This is a genomic window from Metabacillus sp. GQ13 (assembly GCF_059758525.1).
Genome location: NZ_JCAXET010000020.1, coordinates 95385 through 105689 on the forward strand (window position 1 = coordinate 95385; position 10305 = coordinate 105689).

Below are 10305 nucleotides of genomic sequence, written 5' to 3' on the forward strand. Positions count from 1 at the left end.
CTCTTCTCCCGCTGGCGAACAGCTTGAATTGTTTATGTTAGTTACTCAGTTTTGTTTGTAACTTCATCATTTGAAGCTCATGCTTGGAAAGAAAGTTTCTCATCTCGCTTTCACGTTCCAAAGAAAATCTCAATAACTCCATTTCCCTCTCCATGTATTGCTTTCTAATCGTTGAATTGTCAGCTCCTTTCTTGAACATATAACTTCACCCCATTGAGTTTTTATGCAATTTATTGAATTAAAATAGAGAGGGAATCAACCCTCTCCAATTAGTAACTTTTCTTTTTCAATTCAATCCCTTCAGCTTCAAGAAGCTCTTGAGCGTATGCAAAGACTTTCTGAGTAAGCTCATCAGCTTTCTCTTGGGAAAGTTCCTCAACTTCTGCTTTCTCAACTCTTAACACTGGAATAACTTCAGCTTCATTAACGAGCTTCTTATGGTAGCTGTTAGTCATGCCAATTAACGGACTCACAACTCGCTCGTTATTCACTGTGTAGCCATAAGCTTCAGCCCAGCTGTTCCAATCGTGACCATTGAAGCTAGTTCCTTCTTTGAAACTGTTAAACTCTTGAGCAAGCTTCTGAGCTACCTTAGTAGCTGTGGCTTCTTTCACACGTTCTTGTTTGAATACTTCACCCTTTGACTTGGCAACAGCCTTTCGAGCTTCTGTGACCTTCTCAGTAACTTGTTGAATTTTCGTTCCAAGCTCGTTAATCTCAATTGTTAGCTCAGCAATTTTCTTTTCAGCAAGAGCTTTCTTTTTTTTCGCTTCTGAATCTTTGAAATCAATAATCAAGCTGGCTTGAATCACCCCAAGTGCGTTTTGAACTTGTGACTTCTCAGTGCTCTTTTGACTTTGCTCAGTTTGTAAAGCATTAAGCTCTTCTTGTGCCTTCTGAAGCTTAGCTCCATTAGTCTCAACCGTCTTAGTTTTAGTTTTGAATACGTTTAGTAAATTCATCTTAAAATCACTCTCCATTTAAGTTAGTTTTGTTTTTGTATTTCTTTCACGCTCAATAAGTTCATAGGGTCTTTTTCACCAAGTCCACTAGCAAGCTTGTTAAGCGTTATAAACGTAATAGCTTTTGTTGAACAAATCTTGCTCAAGTGTCCTTTCTCAAGTCCAGTCTTGTTAGCAAGTTGAGTCAAGCTCATTCCTCGACTCTTTAGAATCTTGTTAATATCAACATAAATTTCAATTGTCACTACATTCACCCCCAGAAGGCTCTTTGCTTTTCTGCTAGCTCCTCCATATCTCTTAGAAAGTGAATGTAGCGAGCCAGCTCCAAGTCATTAGCTTGAGCCAAGTATTTTAATGTTCTTTCCAGTTGTTCCTTATCAATAAGACCTTTTGAGCGTTCACTCTTGAGGAAGTCGAATAAGCTTAAAGCTCTTTTAGCTTGGTTGACCTTCTCAGAAACAAGAATCATGTTTCCTTTTGTGCTTCCAAGTCCTTTCTTTGAGAGAGCTTGAACGTGGTCAACTTGGAGAGAGTCAACCTTCTCATTTGACAACATACAATGACCACCAGCAAAAGCTTTTAGCTCTTGGAAATCCTCTTCAGTGAATAAGCTTGGAAGTCCTAGCTCAACAGCTCTGGCTCTTTGTCTATAAACAGCTTTTTTGTCTTTGTTTTCAGCAAGGAATTTTCTTTGCTTCTTATTAAAGCAATCTTTGCAATCTGGTCTCAGAAGTCTTTCAGCGTATTTCCCAAAGTCCTCAGTGAGCTTCAGTCGCTCACAAGTTTGACAAACCTTTTGAACTACTTCACCAGCTTCATTTACAAGCTCGAATCTTTTTGTTTTCTTTGTCTCTCTAATTTGTAACATTTCAATCAATCCTCCATTTTGTTGTATTTATTTCAACCTTTCTCCAAAAGAAAAAGAGCTTCGTCAAGCTCCTTCAAAGACATATATTAGAGTTAATGATTGAAAGATAATTAAAAACAATGAATTAAAATTTAATAGGGTGTGAGAATCACTCGCTCGCTCCTTGGGGGGAGGTCGTGGCAAGCTATCTCACAAAGAAGTTAAATGCTCCAAAAGGAGCTGATTAGTGGAACTTTAAAGCAAGTTCCCAGCTTTGTATGCTTCAGACAATACAAATTAAAGGAGTAAACTAACAGAGAGAAGTAAAAGAAGCCAGCTCATAAAGAGCTAGATGGTTTGTGCTCTTTTCAACCTTAGTATAAAAAATTTAAGGTGTGGCTTCCTTTTTGTGCCTTCATATATATTATGAAGCAAGTGTGACATTTCTTTAAAAGTCCCTACATAATAGATGTGCCAGTAGTGGCTAAGGAATTGAGCCTACACTTCTGGTTTTTTCTATCTCAGTGGAACTCCATAAGCTCGAACCCCTTGGGAGAGTAAGGCTCAAAAATATTCAAACTTTTTTTCTAAATTAATTTCAAGCTGTCTTTTGGAGTTATTCAGGAGCTACTTCTCCAAGTTCCTTCTATAATAAATAACTTTTAAAAATATTTTCTTCATTATATATACCAGTTAAGTGTGACCTCTTTTTATGGGTTAGAATAAGACCTCTCAGAATGACTCACAAGTGTCCTTTTAAGTTCACCTTAACCAATTACACTCTGAAGGCTTAAAGATTCTCTGAGTGGCTCTGAGAGCTTCCTCTGGGGTTCTGGCTCAAAGGGAAGCTTTTTAATCGTAAAATATACTTTGTAAATATGGCTGGGTGTGACTTTGTAAGTACCCCCTATGGTCAGAAAAATAGAGTCATTTTATTCCGAGTAAAGTAGTCCAGTATCAAATATGACCCAGTTAGAGCCTTCCCAGTATCAAATATGAACCACTTAAAAAGTGCTTCAAACCCTTGGTAGAGTAAGCTTGAGAGCACTTTTGACAAAGGAAAGCTTCTTATATCTTATAACTAGCTCACTTAACCTCAATTAGTTTACTTATAGAATTGTCTGAATTGTTTCCCGGTATCAAATATGACCCAGTTAGAAAGTGTCTCTATCCCTTGGGAGAGTAAGCACGAAGGCGCTTTTGGAGGGGGAAAACTTCTTATATCTTATAAGTAAGCTGGCTCAAAGGGAGTAACTAAAAAGGGTCTTTTTGTTTCCATCTCGTAAATACATTTATTTTCTTTTTATTATTGGAATCCAAAGGAATTGAAAATGAGGTAACTTTGAGTACAACTCCTTTTTATCTGAATCAAGGATATAAAATAAATAAAAATAAGTTGCATGAAGAGGGAACTCTTGGAGTCAACCTCTTTTTTTATCTTTGCTATATCATTAGTTCAAAAATAAAGAGAAGTGTCCTTGAGTGGGAGACAATGAGAGCACCTCTTGAGTGGTGTACTTGAGAAAATTTTATTCGTGAAAATAATTTAATAAAATATATGAGCTGGCTTCTTTATGAGGTGAGCTTGTTGGTGGTGGAGTGTGAGCTGGACTCCAGAGGAGAACTTCAGAGCGTGACCTCAAGAGGTGGAACTCTAATGGTAATAACTAGGAAAAACTTATTTGTTTTCATACTTTGTAAAAATGTCACCATGTGTTATGTTAATACCCCCCTATGGTCAGAATATTTAGCTTAACTTTGAGTTAACTTTGTGCTCCCTTGACAGTCCTCCTCACTTTTACTCTGAATAAATATCTTTTTATTATTTATTTTCTTTATTTGTATTATGAACCAGTGACACCCTTCATCATATACATGAGACAGCTCTCCTTCTCTCGTGTTGTGCTCTTGTGTTGTACTCATAAAAACCCATCAGCACCTCATGAGCTTCCTCATAGAGCCAATACATAAGCCATACAAAGAATAGAGAGAGTGTCCTTGTTTGTGGTATATGAGCCAGCCACCTCAACAGCTCCTCTCTTGTGCTACCTCTGGAGCTTACCTTGTTCATGGTACTAATGAGACAGCCTTCTCAGTGTCCTCTCCAGTGCTCTCCTCGTGTTCTGTCTGTGAGCTGGGTCTCTAGTGCTGGCTCTTGTGTGGTACTCTCTCCAGTGCTCTGGCTCATACTATCCCTTTGAGCTGGGAACTATCCAAGCACCTCAGAGGAATCCCCAGAGGTAGCTCCAGCGTTGTCCTTGTTCATAGCACCAACACAAGAGAGAAGCTCTCAAGGTGGCTCAGAGAAGGAGTCGAGAATGCTGGCTGTCTCTCATATGAACTCCAGAGCTGAATTCCCAGAGGTAGCTCCAGAGAGTCCACCTCATAGCAACCAAAAGAAGAGAGAAGCTGTCACCTCCAGAGAGTAAACTCATTTTTATTCTTTGTTATTTCCTTGAGCTGGGAACTCCAGAGAGTAACCTCTCCAGACTACTTCCTCATATAGAAAGTGGTCTAAAGAATGGCTCTATATCAATATTCCGTCTTTTAAGTCGTGAGGGAAGTGGTCTAATAAGGGTGTTCCAGCTGGGGAAGTGGTCTCTTCAAGGTGACTTCAGAATTTCCTCAAGACGTAGCTTATGCAGTCAAATACTCTGAATCGAATCAAAGAGACAAGAAGCTGGCTCTGAGTGTTCTTGTGGGGTGTACTAATGAGGGAACTGTTCATATATCAGAGACATAGTTCTCTTTGAGTTATACTGGAAAGTGACCATATCGAGGGGGAGGTTTTAACCTTTGGAGTCTACTTTTTGGAGTAAGTTCTGAAGTCCAGCTCACTCTCTACCCATCAATAAGTTATAACTAACAAGTTCCAGCTCATATTCTGGCTCATAAGTTCTTACTATCTAGCTGAAGTAAATTAGTTACAGTCTCTTTTTATTTCTGTCTCATATATTTAAAGCTCGTATTCTGAGACTAACCTTCTGAGCTAACAGCTCCTTTTTGTTTTTGTTCCAATTCTTATTCTTGTTCTTATGCTAGAACCTCAAGAGAGCTACCCTCAAGACTGGCTCTGAAGCTGTGCTCATTAGTGTGCTCAATCTAATTCCACCCTAGAAGGTTATTCAAGCATATGCCACTTTCAATCACACCAAGGGAAGGACAACTCAAATAAAAATGCTCGTTTGCTGTAATTATTTATTACATAAATACCAATGAGGTGGCGTTGTTTATCTTTGTTCAAACTTTGCTTTCTCTTGTTTCACTTCTTCAATTGCGTTCAATAAATCTTGGTATGTATCTTCAATAGTTTGCTCGAAACCTTCCTCAAGCTTTTTCCAGCACTGTTGCCTTGTATGGTCATGATACAATAACTCATTTTCTATTTTTCTATACTTTTCAGCTTGTTCAAGTGGTGTGTTGTCTGAGTTATAGTCTGGGAGGTTTAAGCCAATTGCAATAACCACCTCAGCTAATCTCTCCTTTTCAAAGAGACCATCATAAACAAGCGAATTAGAAAATGTATCGTAAAATTCCTTTATCTCAATGAGATTAACTTGTAAATCAATATCTTGAATCTTGTCTATATAAGACCACTTTTCTTGGTTTAATAGCTCAACATGGAGAGGATATTCCTCAACATTAAAATTACTTCTTCTATCTCCTCTCCACATTGTGATGTCAGCTTTCTGCTTATATGCTTTCTTAATGTTCGCTCTGATTTTTTCCATTTCCATTTTTATTCTAATCATTGAAGGTAACTGGCTCACCCTTAAATCATAGCTGTGTTTCTTTCTATCCTCATTCAAGGTTATTTTAGCAACACCAAAAGCAACGAGACCACTTAAAATGCCACCAGCATAGTTCCCCCAGAAAGAAAGCCATTCGTCACCATCTCCATAGGTTAAGGGAGTTCCAAACTGAAAAATAGTCAAATTCAAAATAACTGGTACAACAAGAACAACTGCGAAGGTTATCCAAAAGATTTGTTTCTTTTTATTGAACATTTACTCTTCCCCTTTTAAACAATAATGCTTAAACTAAAATACTTACAAGTTAGTTCAATTAGTATCTTGAAAAGCTTCCTTCTTACTTTTTGCTTTTTCAATTTCTATTTGAACATGTTTAAGTAGTTCTCTAATAGTCTGAAGGTAGTTTTCATTTTCAAGTTTTTTCCATCCCGCTATTTTCTTTCTTCTCATTAAAACTCTCTCATCCCATACAGAGTGAAAGTCTCTTTCCAATGAAGAATCTTTTTTATTTACTGAACTTAAACGATCTGTCATTATAGCAAGCTCTTCTGCTCTATCAGTAGCAACCTGAAGGTTAAAAGCTAATCCTTCTGTAAAGTCCTTGTAAAACTCTTTGCATTTTATTAATTGTATTTGCAAATCAATATTAATGATGTGTTCTAAGTAATGCCAGTTTTCCTCATTAAGTAAATCTACATAATAATTACCTATGTCACTCTCATATCTACCTACTTCTTTTTCTGTAAATTCCCTTATTGATGTAACCTCTTCTAAAAAAACTATTATTCTTTCCAATTCAATCTCAACCCTTATCAAGGCTGGGAGCTGGTTAATTATTCTTGAATTATTTTCTTTTTGTCTATCAATTTCCAACTGTTTCTTTATTTGAGTATTAGCAATAAAATAAGCCACAAAAGCACTTATTAGACCACCAGAATAGTTTCCCCAAAAGGAAAGCCATTCATCTCCATCTCCATAAGTTAAGGGAGTTGTGAATTGAAATATTGTTGAGTTGAGTATAACTGGAGCAACAAGAACAGCTCCAACTGAGAACCAAAATTTTCTACTTTTTAAATTAGCCATAATTACTAGATTCTCCTTGTGAATTTAACTTATAAGTTCTTAACCTATACAAACTAAACTATAATTCAATTAAAAATAAATTTAACTCCTTAATAAATAAAGTCGTTATACAAGTCTGATTGAACAACTTTCTCATGATCCAGTCCATGTTTCTTAACCATTGAATTAACTTCATCAACGAACTCTTTAGAACTTCTTGGGGAGACGTATATTTTACTAATCAACTCATTAAGGTCACATTCAAGCATAGTCCCATGTTCATAGGAAAAGTTATAAGACTTTTCTTCCAGCTTATCCATTTTGGATTGCCACTTTTTATAGTGTATATCTTCTCCATGAAAAATCTTTTCTAATTTATACTGATCTTCCCTAAACCCTGCAATAATTAAAAATCTTAGTTCATTTTCATGGTTAAATGATTTTCTTTTATAAAATAGTGTGTCAAAAATATTTCTGCTCGTCATTTCCTTATGAAAGTCTATATACTGCACCTTGCCAGAGAAAATTCTATATCGTAAATCCCTAATACTGTTTAGCAAACTATTATAATCTGTTTTTATTGCAATACCATCTTCAGATTTCAAGTATAAATCCCACATACCAGCTGACTCGTGATCATTCATATGCCAACATGAGATAGCTGAAAACTCTTGAATTTTCCTCATATACTCCCTTGAAGTTTCATGTGTAATTTCACCATTGTCTTTAAATTCCTCAATATCCCATTTTGAATAACTTCCTTCAAGTGGGTCTATAAACGCACTTGGTTTAGCAAAAAACAAAGCTTTATTACTCAATAAAGATTCCAACTTAGAGATATCCATGTACCTCCAAATAGTTGGGTTATCTCTCACTTTATAAAGCCCTTCATAATAACCATAAGTCGACTCGAAACTCATAGCGTGTTTATAAGCATTATATTTATAACTTAAATCCAATTAGATTCCCCTCTTCCCCAATTTTGTTAAGGTAATTTAATATAAATTATAACACCGAGAAAGGAAGTATTTAATATTATTCGAGCCAGTTCCACAATTCAACCCTTGAAGCTCTTCTCTGTTCAACTGAAAACATACCAGCTAGTACTCCCCAGAAATAACCTTTGAAGTCTTTCTTTATTTTGTTGAGCTTATGAGCGAAAACAGTTTGCTTAAATGCTTGAATACCTATCTCAGTGTAATCAAGAACGTCTGGAGCGTACTTTTTAGATGTCAGAAGAACTTTACCCCAGAGAGTGTATATTTCCTTCGCTGTGCTTATGAATGGCTTAACAGCTTGAATAAACTCCTCTGGAATATGTGAGTTCTCTAAGTATGAATAATCAAGTTCAACGTCTTCTTTACGTTCTTTTATCTTTAATGCTTTTTTAGCTTTAGAAAGAATGGTTTCAGTTTTTAGAGTTGGCTCTTGAGTGCTTGTCTCCTCTGGAGTTGCAACCTCTTTACGTTGTGACAATTCGAGATGACATTCAGCTTTATTTATAACCGTAATGGAAGCTCCCCAGCCACCTCTGACAACTCTCAATTGGCTTACTCTTGTAATGATACCCAGCTCACCAAGAGCCTTGAGACAGCGTTTGACAGTCCTCTCGGAGAGTCCAACTCCTTCAGCAACCTTACTCACCTTCATGTATGATACTCCAACAAACTTACAACTGTATTGAGCCAGTACAAAGAGGACAGCTCTTTCACTGTCCTTTAAGTTATAGCTTGTGAGAGCCTTGTTCACTGTCTCATCCATTTCCTTTACGGTTTCAAAGCTTATGTATTTTCTCAGCTCTTGCATGGTTTCTCCTCCATTGTTTGGAGGTTGCTGAACCAGTCTACTATCTTGTATAATAGAGAAGAGGTCACAACCTCAGATTTACTCAAGAGCTATCTCTTCCCAGCGACCAAACTTGGAGAGGTAGCTCTTTCTATTTTATTTACTTGTTCTTGAGTTGCTCTATGATAGCACTTACCTCATTTGGTGAATATCCAAGTTCCTTGGCTTCTGATAACAATTCAACCCACTCGAACCAGTCAACAGTCACTTATATTCCTCCTTAAGAACCCTTTTAACGTCTCTTGTCGAATACTCAAATAAAACAGCTATTTCCTCAACAGTGAACCCCATTGAAACCATGTTTAGAACAGCTTGCTCATTAACTTCTCCCATAGCTCTCACTCCTCTTCTTATGTCCACAACGTAAACACTTGTGAGTTGACACCTCATATTTGTGAATCCCTTTGAGCTTGCACTTATAGAGCTTCTTGAAGAGTTCTCTCATAAGTTAAAATCCTTCAGAGCGTTGTATTTGTTATTATCCTCAGCAAGTTTATTTGAGAAGAAAGCTAAATAACGAGAAGTTGTTTGTAAGTTTTGGTGTCTGAGAATACGACTCAAAACAGAGACATCTCCACCATTCTCAATAAATTTTCGTGCGAACGTATGTCTCAAAGTGTGAGCACTTACTCTGGCTTCTCGGAACTCCATTATTGAAGAGAGACGCTTGAAAAAGCACTTAATAGCATTTACTGTTATTGGCTTGTTTTGCTGGTTAACGAATACGTGAGAAGAGACGTTCTTGAACTTACTCTCATAGAACGTTTTAAGATAGGACAACTCAAGAGCAACCTTCTCAGTCATTGGAACAACTTCTTGTCTCCTCGTCTTTCCAAAAACAGTGATATAACCCTGATTAAAATGAATGTCAGACCACTTGAGGTTGACAGCTTCACCAATCCTCATTCCAGTTCCCAGCAACAAGCAAAAAATTGTATAGTTCCTTACTGAATGCAAGTCATTTTCTCTTCTTCTGTTCCTTCTGAGGTGGGAAAGCATTTGTTGAACTTCATTATCTGAAAAGCTCTGAATCGTTATATCTTCTTGGAACTTCTTTATTTGTTTCGTGGGGTTATCATCCAAAAGCTTCTCATCCATCAAGAAAGCAAAGAACGTATTGAAAAGCTTAACTTTTGTATTCAAAGATGAGTTGTTATTTTCACGCTCATTCTTGCAATATGTGAGATACTTCTTGAGTGTCCTTGAGGTGATATTTTCAACGTGGGTTACTTCCTCTTTTTCACACCACTCCATGAAGTCACTGAAAAGGAAATCATAAGCTTTCAGAGAGGTCTCTTTCTTTAATCCTTGGAGCTCCTTATCAGAGTAAAATTCTTTGTAAGCAAATCTTAATAACACAAAAAAACCACCTTCCTAGTGAGTTTTACCTCATAAGAAAAGTGGTTTGTATCATTCAATATGTAAAGTTGTGAAGTTTATAGCTGTGAGGGTGTCATCTTGACCACTTAACACAAACTAGCTTAAAGTCTTGTCTTTCCAAGGTTTTGACTCGAACGGTCGGTGACTTCCTTACCATGGAAGTACTCTACCTACTGAGCTATGGAAGCAAATGGCTCCGCAGGCAAGACTCGAACTTGCGACCGATCGGTTAACAGCCGATAGCTCTACCACTGAGCTACTGCGGATCAATTTGAAGCCTGGCAACGTCCTACTCTCACAGGGGGAGACCCCCAACTACCATCGGCGCTGAAGAGCTTAACTTCCGTGTTCGGCATGGGAACGGGTGTGACCTCTTCGCTATCGCCACCAGACAATTATGACATAGATTATTATACAATTTTAAAAGAATATTTCAAGTGTTTTTTCAAACATTTTT

At 37.1% G+C, this 10305-nt stretch carries 11 protein-coding genes, 1 tRNA gene and 1 rRNA gene; 1 reads left to right on the forward strand and 12 read right to left on the reverse strand.

Annotation, left to right across the window (positions count from 1 at the left end):
• Positions 1-37: 37 nt before the first annotated feature.
• From AC6CHR_RS21355 to AC6CHR_RS21370, 4 genes are all read right to left on the reverse strand, one after another.
• Positions 38-199 carry a hypothetical protein gene (locus tag AC6CHR_RS21355; RefSeq protein WP_498251047.1) on the reverse strand — a complete coding sequence of 54 codons (162 nt, stop codon included), beginning with the start codon at positions 197-199 and terminating at the stop codon, positions 38-40.
• Positions 200-269: 70 nt separating this feature from the next.
• On the reverse strand, positions 270-962 hold the full coding sequence (locus AC6CHR_RS21360) for a hypothetical protein (protein ID WP_498251048.1): 693 nt from the start codon (positions 960-962) through the stop codon (positions 270-272).
• A gap of 23 nt (positions 963-985) precedes the next feature.
• Positions 986-1207: a helix-turn-helix domain-containing protein gene (locus tag AC6CHR_RS21365; RefSeq protein WP_498251049.1), complete on the reverse strand. Its 222-nt coding sequence runs from the start codon at positions 1205-1207 to the stop codon at positions 986-988.
• Between the two features lie 5 nt (positions 1208-1212).
• The gene (locus AC6CHR_RS21370; RefSeq protein ID WP_498251050.1) at positions 1213-1830 is read right to left on the reverse strand and encodes a hypothetical protein; all 618 of its coding nucleotides are present in this window, start codon (positions 1828-1830) and stop codon (positions 1213-1215) included.
• A gap of 2231 nt (positions 1831-4061) precedes the next feature.
• On the opposite strand from AC6CHR_RS21370, the gene AC6CHR_RS21375 reads away from it, so the two are divergent.
• The gene (locus AC6CHR_RS21375; protein ID WP_498251051.1) at positions 4062-4238 is read left to right on the forward strand and encodes a hypothetical protein; all 177 of its coding nucleotides are present in this window, start codon (positions 4062-4064) and stop codon (positions 4236-4238) included.
• Positions 4239-5039: 801 nt separating this feature from the next.
• Here AC6CHR_RS21375 and AC6CHR_RS21380 read toward each other — a convergent pair.
• The 8 genes from AC6CHR_RS21380 to rrf all read right to left on the reverse strand — a co-directional run bounded on the left by AC6CHR_RS21380 (position 5040) and on the right by rrf (position 10240).
• Entirely contained in the window at positions 5040-5816 is a 777-nt protein-coding gene (locus AC6CHR_RS21380) for a hypothetical protein (protein ID WP_498251052.1), read from the reverse strand.
• A 54-nt stretch (positions 5817-5870) separates the two neighbouring features.
• The gene (locus AC6CHR_RS21385) at positions 5871-6644 is read right to left on the reverse strand and encodes a hypothetical protein (RefSeq protein WP_498251053.1); all 774 of its coding nucleotides are present in this window, start codon (positions 6642-6644) and stop codon (positions 5871-5873) included.
• Between the two features lie 89 nt (positions 6645-6733).
• Positions 6734-7582, reverse strand: coding sequence for a DUF2971 domain-containing protein (locus AC6CHR_RS21390; RefSeq protein ID WP_498251054.1), 849 nt, complete (start codon positions 7580-7582; stop codon positions 6734-6736).
• A 76-nt stretch (positions 7583-7658) separates the two neighbouring features.
• Positions 7659-8429 carry a helix-turn-helix domain-containing protein gene (locus tag AC6CHR_RS21395; protein ID WP_498251055.1) on the reverse strand — a complete coding sequence of 257 codons (771 nt, stop codon included), beginning with the start codon at positions 8427-8429 and terminating at the stop codon, positions 7659-7661.
• 243 nt (positions 8430-8672) lie between these two features.
• Positions 8673-8801 carry a hypothetical protein gene (locus tag AC6CHR_RS21400; protein ID WP_498251056.1) on the reverse strand — a complete coding sequence of 43 codons (129 nt, stop codon included), beginning with the start codon at positions 8799-8801 and terminating at the stop codon, positions 8673-8675.
• Positions 8802-8909: 108 nt separating this feature from the next.
• Positions 8910-9827: a tyrosine-type recombinase/integrase gene (locus AC6CHR_RS21405; protein WP_498251057.1), complete on the reverse strand. Its 918-nt coding sequence runs from the start codon at positions 9825-9827 to the stop codon at positions 8910-8912.
• A gap of 212 nt (positions 9828-10039) precedes the next feature.
• A tRNA-Asn gene (locus AC6CHR_RS21410) sits at positions 10040-10114 on the reverse strand.
• A gap of 10 nt (positions 10115-10124) precedes the next feature.
• A 5S ribosomal RNA gene (gene rrf, locus AC6CHR_RS21415) occupies positions 10125-10240 on the reverse strand.
• Positions 10241-10305 lie beyond the last annotated feature (65 nt).

Bases quoted from the DNA above. Each gene is read 5' to 3' on its own strand.
- AC6CHR_RS21395 (WP_498251055.1), bottom strand. From the start codon at position 8,429: ATGCAAGAGCTGAGAAAATACATAAGCTTTGAAACCGTAAAGGAAATG.
- AC6CHR_RS21360 (WP_498251048.1), bottom strand. From the start codon at position 962: ATGAATTTACTAAACGTATTCAAAACTAAAACTAAGACGGTTGAGACT.
- AC6CHR_RS21400 (WP_498251056.1), bottom strand. From the start codon at position 8,801: ATGGGAGAAGTTAATGAGCAAGCTGTTCTAAACATGGTTTCAATGGGG.
- AC6CHR_RS21380 (WP_498251052.1), bottom strand. From the start codon at position 5,816: ATGTTCAATAAAAAGAAACAAATCTTTTGGATAACCTTCGCAGTTGTT.
- AC6CHR_RS21355 (WP_498251047.1), bottom strand. From the start codon at position 199: ATGTTCAAGAAAGGAGCTGACAATTCAACGATTAGAAAGCAATACATG.
- AC6CHR_RS21370 (WP_498251050.1), bottom strand. From the start codon at position 1,830: ATGTTACAAATTAGAGAGACAAAGAAAACAAAAAGATTCGAGCTTGTA.
- AC6CHR_RS21385 (WP_498251053.1), bottom strand. From the start codon at position 6,644: ATGGCTAATTTAAAAAGTAGAAAATTTTGGTTCTCAGTTGGAGCTGTT.